The organism is Microcoleus sp. MOSTC5 (genome assembly GCF_036701825.1).
Taxonomy (GTDB): Bacteria; Cyanobacteriota; Cyanobacteriia; order Cyanobacteriales; family Microcoleaceae; genus Microcoleus; species Microcoleus asticus.
Genome location: NZ_JAUBRK010000068.1, coordinates 20902 through 39552, shown reverse-complemented (window position 1 = coordinate 39552; position 18651 = coordinate 20902). Strand labels below are relative to the sequence as shown.

Sequence of the window (18651 nt, the reverse complement as noted above, 5' to 3'; positions counted from 1 at the left end):
GTTAGGAGTTGGGATTCAATCAACTCTCAGCAAAACTTTTCATTATATCATAAAATTATTTTGCAAGAGGTCTATTTGCTTGCACCACTGCACAATCCAAGCAAATGAACTGCGAAGTGCTTCAGTATAAATTGCTGTTTCTATCTCATCAATTAGCAAAACTCCACCTCTGACTTTTGTCAGGGTTAGAGCAATAAATAGCAAGCGACGTACTCCATCACCAAAAGAACTTAAGGGTGAAATTCCCACTTGTTTGTGGTCAATATAGAGACTGCTACGATTGCCGCCATGCGAGAGAATCACTAAATCAATAATTCCTGAATCCATCACTTGCAATAGCTTAATCACTTCCGGCTTAAAACGCTGAAAAATAGCTTCTGAGAGCAAGCCAACTTGTGACTGTTCTATGCGGTGAGAAAAAGGTGTCACAGTATCAACTGACAGCATTGCATCTGAGCGAATTCGCCGATTCGTTAAACGCTCATTTTCCCAAATTTCAAAAAATTCAGATAATTCATTTGGTGAATCCGATATAATAGCTTTTAGCTCTATTTCTGCACCTCGCAGAGTATTATCAAATCCAAGATCGTCTGAGGATTGACTTTCGTCATCTTCCGATAATTCCACTCCCTCAAATTCTTGGTAAATTGCCCTCGACTCTCTCACTGAAAACTTACCATTACCAGAAACATGAGTTTCCATTTGGTAAAAATCCAATTGTTCTTCTTCTTTATTTTGAGGAAACAGCCATTTTAGTGCCTCCAGTCTTGGCTTGCGAGAATATTTGATTTCTCGTCGCCACGATGTGTTCAACCATTCCAGCGGATCTAAGGGGCGACAATAGGTTGATATCGCCTCTAAAACACTGGTTTTACCTGAGTTATTCCCACCAACCAATATGTTGATTTGACCCAAGTCCTGCAAGGTTAAATCTCGCAGGCCTCGGAACCGATGGATGGTTAAATTGTCAAGGTGTTTCATAATTATGATTTAGCCATTTCAACTGAGATGCTTCGTTTCTCTCAGCATGACACATCGGCTTTGCCTAAGTCTCGATCGCCTTACGACTTGGGCGTATAAGTCGATCGCACTTGCAACTCCTTCAACTGCTTCTCATCCACACCAGACGGCGCATTTGTCAACAAACACCCCGCTTGCTGCGTCTTCGGAAAAGCCATTACGTCCCGAATAGATTCCTCACCAGCTAACAGCATTACCAACCGATCCAAACCGTAGGCAATTCCTCCGTGGGGCGGAGTTCCATACTCAAACGCATCCAACAAAAAGCCAAACTTATTGTAAGCTTCCTCAGTCGATAAGCCGATCGCCTCAAACACCTTTTCCTGAACTTCCCGCTGATAAATCCGCAGAGAACCACCGCCCACTTCTGTGCCGTTTAACACCAAATCGTAAGCTTGAGCTCTCGCAGTTTTCAAATCGTTAATATCGTCGGGATGCGGCGCTGTAAACGGGTGATGCAATGCTTCCAAACGCTTCTCGTCAGCGTTCCATTCAAACATCGGAAAATCTGTCACCCACAGCAGATTCATCTTGTCTTTGTCAATTAATCCCAATTCGTTACCGACAAACAAACGCAATCTATCCAAAGTCTTATTGACAGTTGTCACATCAGCGGCTGCGAATAACAACAAATGACCGGGTTTCGCGCCAGTGCGATCGAGCAATTCCTGTTTTTGCGCTTCCGTCAGATTATCCTTAATTGCGCCGATCGTATCAATTTCCCCATTCTCCCGCACGCGAATGTAAGCTAATCCCTTTGCACCGGCTTCGCTAGCTTCCTTAAACAAATCGCCGCCCGGTTTAATCCGCACGTTAGAAATCGCATCATTCCCGCCCGGAATCGGCAAAATTTTCACAATTCCGCCCGCAGCAACCGCCCCGGAAAATACCTTAAATCCCGAATCTTTCATCAAATCGGAAACATCGACTAATTCCATACCGAAGCGAGTATCCGGTTTGTCGCTACCGTAGCGATCCATTGCTTCAGCGTAAGTCAAACGGGGGAAAGGACAAGGCAATTCAACGCCTTTGACAGTTTGGAAAATATGGCAGACTAAACCTTCATTTAAGGCAATTACTTCTTCCACAGACATGAAACTCATTTCCATGTCCAATTGCGTAAATTCTGGCTGTCTGTCGGCGCGCAAATCTTCATCGCGGAAACAGCGGGCAATTTGATAATATCTGTCAAAACCAGACACCATCAACAATTGTTTGAACAACTGCGGCGACTGCGGCAAAGCATACCATGCACCGGGATTGACGCGGCTGGGAACTAAATAATCTCTCGCACCTTCGGGAGTCGCCCGAGTTAAAATCGGCGTTTCAATTTCCATGAAACCTTCGACATCTTCCAGGTGGCGGCGCATGGCTTTGACGACTTGGTGGCGAAGCTGCAAATTGCGACTCATACGATCGCGCCGCAAGTCCAAATAGCGATATTTCAGTCGCAAATCTTCCCGCACGCTTTCAGTATCCGCCGTCGCCACCTGAAACGGTAACTGTTTGCGAACCGCATTTAACAACTCAATTTCGTCAGCATAAATTTCCACCTCACCCGTAGGCAATTTCGGGTTGAGGGACTCTTCGGGGCGGCCGGTGACTCTACCCGTAATTTTAACCACGTATTCGCTGCGCAAAGCCTCAGCCCCGCGATAAGAATCGGGCGTCCGTTCAGGATCGCTGACAATTTGCACAATACCCGATCGATCGCGCACATCCAGAAAAATCACCCCGCCATGATCGCGGCGGCGATCCACCCAGCCGTAAAGGGTGACAGTCTCTCCGATGTGTTCGCTTCGCAGTTCGCCGCAGTAGTAAGTTCTCATGGTTGGGGGTTATGGACTAAAAATAAAGCTTTTTGATTATAGCGCTTAGTGTCAAAACCTTTTATGAACAGGCAAGATGCCTGTTCCACAAGAAAATTCAATCTTTGTGGAACAGGCATCTTGCCTGTTCTTTAAATATGAACAGGCAAGATGCCTGTTCTACAAGAAAATTCAATCTTTGTGGAACAGGCATCTTGCCTGTTCTTTAAAATGGTGTCATATCGGAGTTTAATGCTTCTTGTCAAAAAACGCCGTTAGCGCATTCCATGCAGACTTAGCGGTTTCTGTCAAGCGAGTGCCGATCGACTCAATTTGCTTCACAATAAGGTGCCAATTCTTTTCAGCTTCCGTGTGAATGTGGTCAACAGCTTGTTCGATGCGATCGCGTTCGATCAATTTATTTTGTTCCACCGCTTCTCGCGCTTGTCGCACTGCTTTCAAATAAGCTTCGCGACTGACTTCGCCGGCATCTTGCACCTGCGCTTGCGCCCGCGTTTTAATCGCATCTACCACCAGCCAATTTTTCTCAGTTTCTTGTTTAATCAGCCTGACTGCTTCTGTGAATCTCTCGTGGGCGAGATCCTTATTTTCTTCGATCGCCCCGGAGGCCTTATTGACAGCTTTTAAATAAGCTTCGCGGGTGAGTTCGCCCGCTGCTTGCACTTCGGCGGTGGCGCGTTTTTTAATTGCTTCAAACAGCGCCGCAGTTTCTGCGACCGCCTCATCAGTCGCGTCGGGCATCTCTTTTTTGACGAGATCCGTCGTTTCGACAGTTGCCTCTAAAATTGGTTCTTCGGTTACTTTTGGATCTGTCATATCAATCTTCTCCTTTGGTAGCAAACATTTTCCAAAAATCTCACAGTCCCTGGATGCAGACTTTGTAGGTGTAGCGCCAGATTTTATTCGGGCCTTTAAGAATAACTCGGCAATTATTGTTCCAGCTTCATCAAATTTTAAATCTGCGCTTCCGCAGTCGAGCGGTTTCAGTTCTATATTAGATTATATCTACCAAAGTTGAGTTCGTGTGTAGGATACCGCCAACTTGCAGGTACGGTTTAGCGAACTTCAATTTTTAATAAATCGCTCAGCCTCAAAAAACACACACCAATAAAATTGATTTCTCAACACTATAAAAATTGCAACTTTAATGCTGCCAATTTTATAACTGCAAATCTTCGACCTCGCTCAAATATAACAAGTGGTGACATCTTTGAGCGTGCAGTAAAGATTGAGGAAATTCGTACTGAGATAGGAGGATATCTTCGAGCGCAACTTTCATTTGATTGGCGCAGATATGTGGCGGCACTTTGCCCGTGCCCGTACCCATGCCGGGAATAGCGATAGTTTCAATGATATGTTTGACTGGCGTTCCGTCTGGGACTGTGCCAAATTTGACGAGAGTTAAAATAGCCCTGGTTGCTAGATAGACATTTACTGTCTCTCTTAAAACTGTGGGAACGCGCATGATAGGGGCAGCTATTAAATAGGGAATTTCAGCATGATCGGTGTCTACAATTTCTGCCCTTCCTACTAAGAGTTCGCCGTGATGTCGAGTCTGAATTAGTTTTTGCAGGCGTTCTTGAACCTGACCTCCAAAATATTCCGAAATTTCTAAATCTAAGCCGTCGTCCATGAAACCAAAACTATTGCCCGGACTAACAATAGCATCGCATTTAACATCGAACATTGAGCCGCGGTGTATCTTTACATTTTCCATATTTCCGCAAGTGCTTTCCCACGCTCTAACTAAATCATCATCTACGGCGACTAGCACAATTTGCATAAATACTCTCTATAGGTTTTAATTAAGAATAGCCAGAGCGAGCGCCAATTTAATCATACAATACTTTACATAAGTCCGCTGAATCTAAAATTCATCTCAATATCAAGTAGCAAATATTTAATAGCTGTATGCTGCAAGACCCGAATCTCCGCCATCCCATCGCAATTAGTTTAGGTGCCGTTGCCGGCGCTTTGAGCCGCTATTATATCAGCTTGTGGTTTGCCAGCCGTTTCGGTACGGCTTTTCCCTACGGAACTTTTTTTATTAACATCACTGGTTGCTTGGCTATGGGATTTTTTATTACCCTCGCTTTTGAACGAGTTCCGACTATTCCGTCGGAAGTGCGGTTAATGGTAGCAACGGGCTTTTTGGGTGCTTATACTACTTTTTCAACTTACGGTTTAGAGACAAATGTCTTGTGGCGCGATCGATCTTACAGCATCGCCGCTTCTTACTGGGCTGGCAGTGCCATACTCGGAGTAATCGCCGTTCAGCTAGGCATCATTTTAGCACGAATTGGCAAATAGATAAAATCGGTTTGTGGAAATAATACCAGTTAAAAAAAAAGAATGCAACTGTAGGCAAACTCCCAACCCATACAGCATCAGTCAGTCGATTTTAGATCGGGGCTGCGGACAATAACGATGACATCTTTTGAACACAAGTTCCCTTAACCTAATACAGGGAGGGCTTTTAACGGGATTGCAACCCTGTCAGGTTTAGGTGTGATGATGTGTACTGCATCGTGTTTTCCGGCTGAGGGGCTAAAGTCTTCAAGCTGTTTGCCTATCTTGTTTTCCGTTTACTCTTTCTCGGTTGAGTTCACGTTTAATCAATAATACTTCTGGCGCTCGCATATCGCTGTTCTCAAAAGAACAGTTAACGATTTAAACAGCGTTTGGTGCGTTTATTCTCGTACATAAGTTGATCTGCTTTTGCCACCAATTGTTCTAATGAAAAGTCATTATTGAAATCCCCAGCCTGCACCCCTAGACTTATTGATAGTAGATAGGCTCGCTCGTGCTGTCGATTAAAGCTATCAATATTAGCTTGCAGCCGATTATAAAAATTATATGAATTCCCAGAAAAAGTAGGAACAAATAAAGCAAATTCATCTCCGCCCAGTCGAGCCACAATATCTGAATCACGAAAAGTTTGCTTCAATATTTGAGCTGCGTCAACGATTACTCTGTCTCCCATTTCGTGTCCGAAAGTGTCGTTAATCTTTTTTAAACCATCTAAGTCAGCAAATAAAATATAGTAGCAGGTTTGCGTGCGTCGAGCAATTTTTAGCTGTTGATCTGCTAGTAAAAAGAAGCCCCGTCGGTTATATAATCCAGTTAATTCATCCGTCAGGGATAGCTGCCTTACTTCTGCCTCTGCCCTCAGACGTTCCTGGATTTCCTGTTCTAAACGTTGATTTTGTTCGATCAGTTGTTGGTGTTGCTGTTGAATGAGTAATTGATTCTTTACCCTGAGCAGCACTTCCTGCTCTTGAAAAGGTTTAGTGATGTAATCTACACCACCCAATTCAAACGCCCGTACCTTGTCTTCGAGTCGTTCGAGCGCACTGATAAAAACGATCGGAATCTGAGCAGTAGCTTCAGATGCTTTCAACTGTTGGCAAACTTCGTAGCCATTCATTTCAGGCATATTAATGTCAAGTAAAATCAGATCCGGAGAGTTGCGGCGAACACCTTCGAGAGCCATTCTACCGTTGAGTGATTTGCGAACAATATAGCCCTGTGACTCTAGGATTTTGGCTAACAACCGCAGATTGTCTGGGGTATCGTCCACGATCAGAATATTCGTTTGGGCAGCAAGTTTAAGTAAAGTCGCCATAATCTTCTTTCTAAAATTGGGTGAGAGTTGCGATCGCTTCCAACTGGAAGTTATCAACCAGCGATATCATTGCTTCAATGATATCTTGTTTCTCCTTGGGAATTTGAGCTATGAGTTGATATAGCTTGCGATCGCTGAGATCGAGTGCTGCTTCATGGACTTGTGCAATCCATTCGATAGGCATAGTTTTCAAATCTTCTGGAGTCAACGTCTTTGGTAGTAAAACAGATGACTCTCGGAGAACTTTTTCAGCGTAGCAGTAGCGGACACCCAAGTGAAAAGCTATTTTGTCGAAAAGTGTGGCTTCACTAAACGGCTTGGTAATGTAGTCATCGCAACCGGCTTGCAGACAGGCGTTGCGATCGTCTTCAAAAGCTAATGCAGTCAGAGCAATGATGCTGGTCATGTTTCCTTTGTCATTTATCTTAGGCTCAGAGTTGTCTGCTGATAACGACTGACTAATGACTGATGACTCTTGCGCTCGAATCTGTCTCGCCGCTTCATAACCATCCATGACAGGCATTTGAATGTCCATCAAAATCAGGTCTGGATGCCATACTTGCCAACGGGCGATCGCCTGTGCCCCATTCTCAACCGCACACACCTCAAACCCAACTGACTCCAGCAGTGTCACCAGCAATTGCCGATTTTCTGGAACGTCTTCTGCGACTAGAATTCGGTACATCGGTTGCCCTAATTCCAGCCCGATAACGAGATCGGCTTCAGCCTCTTCTAAATCAAGGGACTCCGGTAGAGCCAAAATAACTTCGCAGGTAAAAGTCGATCCTTGATTCAGGTTGCTTCGGACAGTGATATCCCCTCCCGTCAGACGAGCAAACTGACGACTGATAGACAGTCCTAAACCAGTTCCCTTTGCATGACGACCGCAATCGGTTTGCATGAAAGCTTCAAAAATAGATTCTAAATCTGAGGGCGCAATACCAGATCCGGTATCCTCAACCTCAAAATGCAGGGTAATTGTTTTTTTAATATCGCATAGATTATAGGGAACAGAAATAGGCAGCGTCCAACTGGTTTGGTTGATGGTGTCTTCGCCTTCGCTTAGGGTTCCCGATGGCATATCATCTGATGAAAAAGCTCGTCCCCGCAGCGCAATCTTTCCTGTGGTTGTAAATTTGATCGCATTCCCTAGCAGATTAATCAAAATTTGGCGAACTTTGGCTTCATCACCGCAGACATAGCGCGGCACAGTAGCATCCCACTCTGTACTCAGATTCAAACCTTTTTCAGAAGCTTTGAGGAGGAACATATCGTTAATAGAAAAAAGCAGCCGATGCAAATCAAAACAACTTCGATTAAGTACCAATTTGCCGGCTTCAATTCTGGACATTTCTAAAACGTCATTGATTAATGTCAGCAGGTGTTCTCCACTGCGACTAATGATACCTAAATGCTCTTGAAATTCAGATGGAATATTAGGACTGCGGTTCATAAGCTGGGTAAATCCCAGAATGGCATTCAGCGGTGTTCTGAGTTCGTGGCTCATCTTGGCAAGAAACTGGCTTTTGGCGCGGTTAGCGATCGCAGCCCGCTCTGCGGCTTGTTCTAGGGCAGCTTGTGAAAACTCCAGCACTGCCAGCATGAGGATGTTTCTCATTTCGGCGGCTGCTTCTAACTCCACCGCCTGCCAAGGATAAGACATTTCCCGCACTGTCTGCCTCCACAGTTCAAACGACTTCCGGGGACACAAGTGCATTGCTCCAATTTCATCGACTGTGACGGCATCCTGTGGATTACCTGCCCAGTTTACGGTTTGAATTTGTTCGGGTCGGAACCAAAGAATGTGGTATGACTTTTCTTTGACATAGCTCAGCAAGATTGAGATTGCTAAAACACCGCTGGCTTGGTCTTTGAATTGCTTCGCTTGGGGATACAACTGATAGAGAGAAGCTGTTGCAAACACTCGTTCCTGGTTGTGTTGCGCCAACCACTTTACAAACTCCTCTATCTCTGATTCAGAGGGTGTTTTACCCACCAGTGTCAGACGACCATCAAGTAGGATGGCTGCGCCTTGAGCATCAACCAAATTTAGCAGTTGAGAGGCATTTCGAGTCAATACCTGTTCGATAAAATTGGACTCTCGCTGGAATGCCTGCTGAAGTTGATCCTGAATAGTTTTTACTTGCTTTCGGTAAACATTCAATTCTTTTTCTTGCTGATGCACCAGTTCAATCGAGGCAAATTGTCCTAAAAATTCACAACTTTTGCGCGTTTCGTAATTCACCAATCGCGGGCTGTAATGGTGACAAGCAATTAATCCCCAGAGACGCCGATCGTCAATTAACGAAATTGTCAGCGACCCGGCGACTCCCATATTCTGCAAATATTCGATGTGGTAGGGAGAAACTCCCCGTAACACACAATCAGTCAGATCCAGGGGTGTATTGGTGAGGGGATTGTTAGTAGGAATTAGGGGGGCAGGTGTGTAATTGATATCGGGAATTTGGCGCACCCAGTTGCGGTAAAACAATTTGCGGGCGGGTACGGGAATATCGGTCGCCGGATAATGCAATCCCAGATAACTTTCTAAATGGCTTTCTTTTTCTTCTCCAATCACCACCCCATGATTGTCGGCTTCAAAGCGGTAGATCATGACGCGATCGAACCCGGTCATCGCTTTCACTTCTCTGGCAAGGGTTTGAGCTAAATCGGAAAGGTTGGTGGCGCTGCGAAGTTTGAGGATGGCAGCTTGGAGGCGATGATAGAAGTGGACTGAATGAGTTTTGTTGGTGGTCAGTTGGGATTCGAGTTCCAGAATTAACCCATCTCCTGTCCGATGCAGCGTGCTTCTAAAGGTCTGAGTTTTCCGACCCCGATCTACCTGGGCAATTCTCCGGTGTGTTTTTAGCTCAAACGGATTATGAATTTCTAGGTTATTTTCGCTCAGATATTCGGCAATCCGTTGCACTTGAGCGCGGGAAAATAACCGTTGTAAGGGCTGACCCAGCAATGCTTCTGCGGCTATGCCAAAAAAAAGTTTTACATTTTCACTCACTTGTAAAATCTTGAGGTTAGCTTCTTGCAACTTCAAAACTATTCCATAAGGTTGAATATAACCGGGAGCATACACTGATTCATCGCTGCACTGCTCTAAAGTTGTCAATTCTAAAGGAGTGAGTGAGGGTGGTTTCGTAGCAATTGGTATTTGCATTTTAAAGTAAGTAATTCTAAAAGTTAAAAACTTGTCAATTGTGGATTTTAGATTTGGGATTTTGGATTGAAGAATTTTCCTATCCCCCACTCAGGTTGCGGAATTGCCGTGAATTAGCTGAAGAATTTGCTCAAATTGATACTGGTTGGCAAGTTCAGTCAGACGGGTAGCAAGTTGAGCGAGTTCTGGGGAAAGTTGAGATACAAGTTCAACGATCGCCCCATCGTCTCCACATACAGCATTCTCCTCCAATTGAGCCAGCCATGCTTCTGGTAATGTTGCCATAAGTGTTGGAGCGAGGGCATCTGAAACGGGACAGATCGTACAGCAGAGGTATGTTTCCTCTTTCTCATTCACTGTTCCTTCTTTCTGGTATACATACTCTAAGCCTAGATATTCCGCCATCTTGAGAAATAGCGTATTTTCTCGGAAGGGTTTGCTGATGTAGTCGTTGCAGCCAGCAGCGAGGGCGAGGGTGCGATCGCTCTGAGAAGCCTGTGCTGTGAGTGCAATAATGATGCTGGTTTGTCCGTGTTCCATTGCCCGAATTTTTTTAGTGGCTTCGTATCCATCTAGCAAGGGCATTCTGATGTCCATCCAGGTGAGGTCGGGTTGCCATTCAAGCCATAGCTGGATTGCCTCCTGTCCGTTGGTAGCTTCTCGTACCTCCAATCCTAATTGTGTCAGCAATCTGACTATCAACAGGCGATTTTCGGCGCGATCGTCAACTACCAAAATGCGACGGTGGGGTTGACCGGGAGCCAGCCCTATCACGAGGCGATCGTGCTGTTCGGATGTGAGGTTAACTCCACTGGTGGGAGTGATGGGGAAAGTAAAGGTAAATGTAGTTCCCTGTCTTAAAAGGCTACTAACAGCAATTTCTCCGCCCACGAGCTCTAAGAGTTTGCGGCTAATGGTCAATCCTAGCCCTGTGCCACTTACCGATTGCTTTCCAGCTTGGGCTTGCACGAACGCATCGAAGATAGTATCAATTTCTTCGGGTGCAATCCCTACACCCGTGTCACTCACTGCAAACTGGAGAATAGTCCGAGTTGTGAATGCTACTTCTGTAGTGGGAGCCTTGATGCTGACGCGCAAAGTAATGCTTCCCCGCTCGGTAAATTTAATCGCATTACTCAAAAGATTGAGCAAAACTTGGCGCAGTTTTTGAGCGTCGGCAAGAATAAATTGGGGAACTTCGGGAGCAATCTCGAAACAAAGGTCAAGTCTTTTAGAACTAGCTCGTTCTGCTAACATATTTCGCAGGTTATGTAGCAGGGCAATTAAGTCAAATCCACTTTCTTCTATTGTGCAGTGTCCTGATTCAATTTTCGAGAGGTCTAAAATATCATTAATCAAACTCAAGAGATGGTCGCCACTGCGACGAATGGTTTGTAGGTCTTCTTGCTGGTTGGGAGTGAGGGAAGGGTCATGGGTCATTACCTGGGTAAATCCCAGAATTACGTTTAAAGGCGTGCGGAGTTCATGGCTCATATTGGCGAGGAAGATACTTTTCGCCATGTTTGCTGATTCTGCAGCTTCCATTGCTTGTCGCAGTGCTATTTCTTTTTGTTTGCGATCGCTGATGTCTTTGTGTGTTCCAATCATCCGTAAAGGCTTACCCTGTCCATCATAGGCAACGACTTTCCCGTAGTCAGCGATCCACTTCCATTCCCCTGACTTGCAACGCACGCGATAATCACAGGCATACTTAATTGAGCTATCTTGCAAGTGACTGTTCAGATACTCAAAAACCCAGAATTTATCATCAGGATGAATCATCTGCTCCCAGACGTTCAAATCCATCACCAACTCACCCGGCTGGTAGCCCCGCATTTCCTGGTAATGGGAACTCAGGTAAAATTTTCCAGTTTTAATGTTCCAATCCCACAGTCCATCTCCAGAGGCTTCTAGTGCTAGCATTAAGCGTTCCTCACTCATTTGTAAAGCTGTTTCAGCTTGATGTTGTTGCGTCAGATCGATCGCCACACCACCGACTAGCAGTTGCCCAAATAAGTCGGGGATGAGAAATTTGTAAACGAGAAAATCACCCAGCGTTCCATCTCGACGGGGCGCAACCTCAACCGTTTCAATTACCTCCTGGGTTTGAATAACCGCTTGGATATTGTCGAGAAATTGTTGGGCGACGGCGCCAGAGTAAAGTTCACAAATGGATTTGCCAATCAGATCGTCAGTGGGTAACTCGAAGGTATGGAGATAAGTCTGGCTAGCATAGAAAATTACACCTTTTTCATCGGTAATCCAGGCAGGGGCAGGGCTATGATTCATGAAGGCTTGGAAGCGAGCTTCACTTTCTCGGAGTGCCTGTTCTGCTTGTTGGCGTTCCGCTTCAATGCGTTTGCGATCGCTAATATCCCGGCAGATACAGAAGTTCATCATTTCACCTTCTAATTCTACCCGATCCAAGCTAATTTCTACATCATAAACTGAACCATCCTTGCGGCGATGTCGCGTCTCAAACAAAGGAACAATCTCCTCTATATTGAGCATGATTTGTAGTTCTTCCTGCGTCCATTGAACATCCCAATCAGAGACATTCATATTCAGGGTTTCTTCTAAGCTGTAGCCCAGCATTCTAGCAAAACTAGGGCTGGCTTCGATCGCGTTTCCGCGCCGATTTATGACAACAACACCGTCCCTGGAAGTGTTAAAAAACGTTTTAGTCCGCAGGAGTTCCTGTTCTAGTGCAAGTTCGGCTTTTTTGCGATCTGTAATATCTTTCATGAAGCAGTAATGCCCTAAAAATTGATGCTGTTCGTCGTAAGTTGAAATCATAACGACTTGTTTGTAAAAAACCGAACCATCTTTACGAACCCCTTTCGTTTCAACTTCAACTCTGCCCTCTTGCACCATCAGCCAATAAGCTGCAACCAGTTTTTCCAACTCATCGGGATGTACGGTCTTTTCCCAGGACATCCCCATCATTTCTTCTGGGTGATAGCCTGTCATGTCAGCATAAGCTTTATTGACATATAGGTAACGCCCTTGTACATCCAGTTGGGAAATGCCGGCCACCGCATTTTTCATCACCTCACTCATTTCTCTAAGCTCTGCTTCTGCGTGTTTGCGATCGGTGATATCTTCTGAAAAACAAAGTAGGTACTGGAACAGATGCTGCTCGTCGCAAATGGGAATCTTCACAGTATGCAGCCAACGTTTGCCCAGACTATGACTGTCAATGAGTTCTTCAGCAATATCCTCAGTCTTACCTTTTTCAAAAACTTCTCTATCTTTTTGGTCAAAAAAGATAGCCTGTTTTATTGGGAAAAAATCATAGCCACATTTGCCGATCGCTTGTTCGGCTGAGATGCCAAATAACCGTTCGCTGGTTTTATTCCAAAACTGAAATACGCCCAATCGTTTAGGATCTGCGTCCTTAACAAAAATTGCAATCGGTAGATGATCCAGCAGTGCTTGTAAGAAGTTGCGAGTTTTTTGGATTTCTAGCTCTACTTTTTTGCGCTTGCTAATATCAATAAACGTAACTACAACTTGTGCGATTTGACCGTTTCGATCGAACTCCGGGAAGGCATTAACTAATAGCCAAACACAATTATCAATTTCTTTGTTAATTCCTAAAACATAATTTTTCAGGGAACTTCCAGTGGATAAAACCTGATTTACCGGATATTCCTCTAGGGGCATAACGCTGCCATCTTCCCGCACCAAATGCCATGCCAGAGAGATCGCGGTTTTTCCCAGCATTTGATCCATTGAAAGCCCTAGTAATTCACCGGCTTTTTCATTACATAATTGGATGCTGGTATCTGTCGCATGAATCACAAAACCCGCATTTAAGTTATCGATCAATTGCCGATATCTGGCTTCGCTTACCTGTAAAGCAAATTCAGCTTGCTTGCGCTCGGTAATGTCGGTGTGAGAGCCAGCCATCCGAATTACATTACCTGCATCATCCCAAAGTGCCTGACCGCGATCGAGCGTCCATTTGTAGGAACCATCTTTGCAGCGAATGCGATGTTCTGTGATATAGAAAGGAGTTTTCTTGGCAAAATGGTCTTCAACGGCTTGCTTCACCCATCCCAAATCATCGGGATGTACCAGATTAGTCCATTCGTCTACAAGGTTTTTGATTTCGTGGTCTTCATAGCCCAAGATTTCCTTCGAGCGACTAGACAAGAATATCTCGTTGGTTTGAACATTCCAATCCCAAATGCCGTCATTATTCCCGCGTACAGAAAGTTCCCAGCGTTCTTCACTTTGACGTAGTGCTGCTTCTGCTTGTTTGCGGTCAGCAATATTCCGGGAAATCTTTGAGGCTCCAATTATATTCCCTGTTTCGTCTTTAATGGGGGAGACACTCATCGAGACATCGATTAATGTTCCATCTTTCCTTAGCCTCTTTGTATCGTAGTGTTCGATGCGTTCTCCTCGCTGGATTTTGGTAAGAATTTCGTTTTCCTCATTTCGATAGTCTGCGGGAATCAGTTTTGTCCCTGATTGCCCTACTATTTCGACCGCTGTATAGCCAAAAATTGTTTCTGCTCCTACATTCCAACTTGTAATTACACCCTCTAAATCTTTGCTGATAATGGCATCTTCCGAAGACTCAACGATCGCAGCTAGTCGGGCAATCGCAATTTCTGCCTGTTGTCGCTGGTGAATTTCGCATTCCAACTGGCGATTTGCTTTTTTGAATTGATGGACTTCGCGATAACTAACTTGTGCGAGATACACGACTGACATCAGCAGCACCACTAAAATTAAGCCACCAATTAACACAACTATTGGTAAATTAAAAATTTTCTTTTCTACTAAATCTAAATTGCGATCGATATCTAGTCGCCACTCTGCACTATAGGCTCTTATTACAACTGTTTTATGCAGTGAATAATGAGATGATAACTCTTGACCGTAGATTAAATTTGTGCCATCATATATAGCCACCTTGTACCCAGGTGGCACTTTTAAAATACTGTCAAATAGAGTTTGAAACTGAAAAACTCCGACAATAAACCCATCAAACCGCTCCCCTACAAATAAAGGAAAACTTGCTAGAAATCCTTGACCCCCTTGAACGAGTGAAATTTTGCGAGTTAACATAGGTTGACGCAAATCACGAGCCACTTGCAAAGTGATTTTGCGACGCAGTTCCCGATTAAGATCTAGGTTTTGCGCTGCCTCATTCCCAGCCAGCGGCACAACCGATCGCACTTTAAATGATCGATCGACTAATTCGATCGCCTGATAACCGTAGAAATCCTTTACATAAGCCTCTGCATCGGCTTCCCAAAGAGCCTTTGGCGTACCGCCATTGGCTTCCCAGCGATTCGCCATTTGCCGAAGTGTCAACACCCGAATTGATAATCCTTCGCTCAGTTGTGACTGAATCGCATTGGCTTGCTGCTGAATTAACTGCTCGATGTGAATTTGTCTGTTGATGGTTAGCTGTTGCCACGTAAGTAAAACAGCAAGAGAAGCCAGCACCCCAAGCAGAAGAGGTAGCCATCTTTTAAATCGTGTTTGGCATAAGGTTATAATCAGGTTGAGTCTAGTTGTAGCCATAAATTAACGATATATTAATAGATTTATCTGCAAATTTTGGGGCAAACATTGTGTAATTTTATGATGCTAACGAGCCAAATTTTAAGCGTTAAAAGCAGTTCGCCTTCGGACAATTTCTAAACAAACTCGATCGGTTCTAAATAGAACTTTTAAATTATACCGAGCGATAATCTTATTCCTTAAGCCCTAGATATATCACTAAATTTAGAAAGAGCGCTGAGCTACATCTGTTCAGATTGTAAATAGACATTGTTTGCCAACATTGGCGACAAAACCAGTAGATTTGATGCTCGCGAACGTGACGCAGCATTTGATTCGAGCAGCAGGGGCAGTGTGGCATAAAGACCTATTTTTTAACTAAGGGGTGTTTCACTCTTGTTGCAAAGTGCTGTAAGCTCGGTTGAAGCAACCATAACAATACCCTGTAAAAAAAAAATTTGTAAAGAATATAAAACGGTTAAGGAAAAGATACAAGTGTAAACATTCCGTAATAAAATTAAGAGGGCAGAGAATTTTTATCCCACAATACGCACCTTGTAATGTCCATCTGGTTTGTTATAATTCTACACTATTCAGATGCAGCTTTTGAGACCCATTCCTACATAAAATGGTTTTCCTGTTCCCTGTTCCTAGATTTAATATGAGAGTCTAAATCCAGCCCAACACATTGGCAGTTTTAACAGGAACCATAGCTGGGGATAAAGGGGATTTACGATAACTGGTGGCAGGTGATATTGATAGTTTTAATTAATTGTTGACTATAGCAAGGTAATAAGTTGTCAAACCAATTCTTCCCCAAAACTTCTTGGTGTGTATAACCCGTGACGCGGAAGAAGAAAGGATTTACGTAGTTAACATTTTGGGATCTATCGAGTGCGACAACGATCGACTGCACGTTATCCAATAGCGCTCCCCAGCTTCGTTATTGATGATAGCAGATCGCACGGGCAAAGCAATTAGGTTATCGGCTCGGCTTTGCGATTTGGGCTGTGCCAGCTTTTTTGGGGCTGATATAGCAATCCTTGCAGGAGTCGTAAATTTTTTACCCCACCCCAACCCTCCCCGAACCCGCTCGCTCGGGAGTAAGAAATTGACAAATGATTTAGGATTGGTATAGTGCTGTTGCTACTTCAGCGAATTTATCTTAATCCGCGCGATTTTGAAGCAGGAGCTTTAGAAATCAAAAAAGGGCTGCCGGGGCTGTTTTGGGTTTCTTTAGATACTTTAGGGTTGATTGGGGCTGGCTATGGGATTTTCCCTTCATTACCTTTGACCAGGCGCAAAAACGGATACAACCCCCCGACTCCTGTGGTGGAGAACTCAAGATTTTAGACGAAAGTTCCACCTCCCAGATTCATCTGTGGAGTAAATCTCAAATCTCAAATCCTTCGACTCAGCGCTTACACCCAAGCCTCAAATCTCAAATCGACTGACTTTCACAGAAGCGCGATCGCATTTGACAGCCAGATTCCGCTATTTTACGCTTGGGCGATGGGAATTGATGCGATCGCAGCCCTGATTTTTGGGCGGCAAGTTCGATCGCATCGGCATCTCTGCCCTGATGTTTGCAGTGATTTTTTCTTCACTGTTTGCCCCATTGGTATTCTTCGGAAACGGGCAGGGGGCATTGCTAGAAATGATTTTATGGGGTATAGATATGGGAGCCGAGGAATCGACTTTGAAAGCCGCCGTAGCTGGACTTGTGCCTGCCGACAAAATAGGTTCCGCCTATGGGATATTTAACACAGGCTATGGCTTATCATGGTTTCTGGGCAGTTTGGCGATGGGAATTTTGTACGATCGCTCAATTACTTGGCTGGTTGTATTTTCAGTTGCGCTCCAACTCGCTGCTATTCCCGTATTGTTCCTGGTGAAAAAGCGATCGTTTGTCACAGAAAATTGGCCGAATACTCGGCAGTCATACCATTTTCGATTTTCGATTTTTGATTTTCGATTGAGAATGACTGACTGCATCATGGTTTGGGGCTTGCCTGCCGTTGCATTATTTTACGAAACTGGTATCAATTAGCCGTTATCCGTTGTCAGTTTACCAGAGTTTTTGACGGCTGATTAATGACTAATAACTAAAATTAAACAAAACATAGGAGGTTTAGTTGTGATAGTTAAAACAGCAACAGAGTGCCTCATCACCTTAGAAGGCGTTAGCAAAGCTTACCAGCAGCCCAACGGTCAAAAAATCTCTATTTTAGAGCCAATTAATTTAGAGCTGCGATCGGGCGAAATAGTAGCTTTGCTCGGGCCTTCCGGTTCGGGTAAATCAACATTAATGCGGATGATTGCCGGACTTATCCCGCCCAGCGGCGGTCGAGTTCTTTACCACAATCGTCCTTTAGTAGGCTTAAATCCTGGGGTGGCAATTGTATTTCAAAACTTTGCCCTTTATCCTTGGCTGACGGTACTAGAAAATGTAGAATTAGGCTTAAAAGCTAAAGGAGAAGTAGCAGAAACGCGCAGGCAAAAAGCCTTGCGTATGATTGACATTATTGGTTTAGACGGATTTGAAAATGCTTATCCGAAAGAACTTTCCGGCGGAATGCGGCAGCGGGTGGGATTTGCTAGAGCTTTGGCGGTGGAACCCGAATTGCTTTGCATGGATGAACCATTTTCAGCTTTAGACGTGCTGACGGCAGAAAACTTGCGGTTTGAGTTATTAGATTTGTGGCTAGAAAAGAAGATTCCGACTAAAGCTGTTTTAATCGTAACTCACGGGATTGAGGAAGCGGTAATTTTAGCCGATCGAGTTGTAGTCTTGGGTCGCAATCCGGGGCGAATTCGCGCCGAATTGACAGTGACTTTGCCACACTACCGCGATCGCAAAACTGCGGAATTCCAAGCTCTCGTAGACCAAGTTTACAAAATTCTCACCAATCCTGACTTGAGCGACGAAACAGTGACAGAACCTGCTGAAAGTGCCGCTGCTGTGTCTCAAACTCAACCCCCTGAAAGCGCTAAATACCAATCTCTGCCGCAGGTGCGAACCGGTGCGATCGCAGGTCTGTTGGAACTCTTGGAAGACCGCAAGGAAAAAGACCTCTACCGCCTCGGTCAAGAATTAATGTTAGAGGTTGACGACATTTTGCCGATCGTGGAAGCAGCAAAATTAATGGATTTTCTGGTAATCCAAGAAGGCGACCTCATTTTAACTCCTGTTGGCATTCAGTTCATTGCCGGCGGAATTGACCAGCGCAAACAAATTGTTCGCACCCAAATTCTCAGCAATATTCGCCTCGTACAGCAAATTTCTAGAATGCTTCAGGCAAAGCGCAATCACCGCCTTTCTGAAGAGTTAATTTTGGATATTCTAGAAGCCCACTTTAGCCCCAAAGAAGCAATGAGGCAATTGAAAACTGCTATTGACTGGGGTCGCTATGCAGAGTTATACAGTTACGATGAACCGGGCGGCGAAATCTTCTTAGAATCAGAAGATAAAGCTGAGTAGT

General features: G+C 44.5%; 12 protein-coding genes. 4 read left to right on the top strand and 8 right to left on the bottom strand.

The window, feature by feature from the left end; all coding sequences use genetic code 11:
* Positions 1 to 42 precede the first annotated feature (42 nt).
* From QUA54_RS28270 to QUA54_RS28255, 4 genes are all read right to left on the bottom strand, one after another.
* Positions 43 to 981 (bottom strand): AAA family ATPase, encoded by a 939-nt coding sequence (locus QUA54_RS28270; protein ID WP_333417685.1) that lies wholly within the window; start codon positions 979 to 981, stop codon positions 43 to 45.
* 80 nt (positions 982 to 1061) lie between these two features.
* Complete coding sequence (aspS, locus tag QUA54_RS28265) at positions 1062 to 2849, bottom strand: aspartate--tRNA ligase (RefSeq protein WP_333417683.1); 1788 nt, start codon at positions 2847 to 2849, stop codon at positions 1062 to 1064.
* Positions 2850 to 3077: 228 nt separating this feature from the next.
* A complete protein-coding gene (locus QUA54_RS28260) occupies positions 3078 to 3665 on the bottom strand; it encodes a hypothetical protein (protein ID WP_333417681.1) in 588 nt (195 codons plus the stop codon).
* Positions 3666 to 4008: 343 nt separating this feature from the next.
* Positions 4009 to 4632: a macro domain-containing protein gene (locus tag QUA54_RS28255; protein ID WP_333417679.1), complete on the bottom strand. Its 624-nt coding sequence runs from the start codon at positions 4630 to 4632 to the stop codon at positions 4009 to 4011.
* A gap of 128 nt (positions 4633 to 4760) precedes the next feature.
* On the opposite strand from QUA54_RS28255, the gene crcB reads away from it, so the two are divergent.
* Positions 4761 to 5159, top strand: a complete 399-nt coding sequence (crcB, locus tag QUA54_RS28250) for a fluoride efflux transporter CrcB (RefSeq protein ID WP_333417677.1) — start codon at positions 4761 to 4763, stop codon at positions 5157 to 5159.
* 352 nt (positions 5160 to 5511) lie between these two features.
* On the opposite strand, the gene QUA54_RS28245 is transcribed toward crcB, so the two are convergent.
* From QUA54_RS28245 to QUA54_RS28230, 4 genes are all read right to left on the bottom strand, one after another.
* A complete protein-coding gene (locus QUA54_RS28245) occupies positions 5512 to 6474 on the bottom strand; it encodes a diguanylate cyclase (RefSeq protein ID WP_333417675.1) in 963 nt (320 codons plus the stop codon).
* Positions 6475 to 6484: 10 nt separating this feature from the next.
* The gene (locus QUA54_RS28240) at positions 6485 to 9646 is read right to left on the bottom strand and encodes a response regulator (protein ID WP_333417673.1); all 3162 of its coding nucleotides are present in this window, start codon (positions 9644 to 9646) and stop codon (positions 6485 to 6487) included.
* A gap of 90 nt (positions 9647 to 9736) precedes the next feature.
* Positions 9737 to 15190, bottom strand: coding sequence for a PAS domain S-box protein (locus QUA54_RS28235; RefSeq protein ID WP_333417671.1), 5454 nt, complete (start codon positions 15188 to 15190; stop codon positions 9737 to 9739).
* Between the two features lie 709 nt (positions 15191 to 15899).
* Complete coding sequence (locus QUA54_RS28230) at positions 15900 to 16094, bottom strand: PAS domain-containing protein (protein WP_333417669.1); 195 nt, start codon at positions 16092 to 16094, stop codon at positions 15900 to 15902.
* 212 nt (positions 16095 to 16306) lie between these two features.
* Here QUA54_RS28230 and QUA54_RS28225 point away from each other — a divergent pair, with 212 nt between their 5' ends.
* From QUA54_RS28225 to QUA54_RS28215, 3 genes are all read left to right on the top strand, one after another.
* On the top strand, positions 16307 to 16522 hold the full coding sequence (locus tag QUA54_RS28225; RefSeq protein ID WP_333417667.1) for a hypothetical protein: 216 nt from the start codon (positions 16307 to 16309) through the stop codon (positions 16520 to 16522).
* A 190-nt stretch (positions 16523 to 16712) separates the two neighbouring features.
* Complete coding sequence (locus tag QUA54_RS28220) at positions 16713 to 17219, top strand: hypothetical protein (RefSeq protein ID WP_333417665.1); 507 nt, start codon at positions 16713 to 16715, stop codon at positions 17217 to 17219.
* Positions 17220 to 17306: 87 nt separating this feature from the next.
* A complete protein-coding gene (locus QUA54_RS28215) occupies positions 17307 to 18650 on the top strand; it encodes a nitrate/sulfonate/bicarbonate ABC transporter ATP-binding protein (protein WP_333417663.1) in 1344 nt (447 codons plus the stop codon).
* Position 18651: the final 1 nt, after the last annotated feature.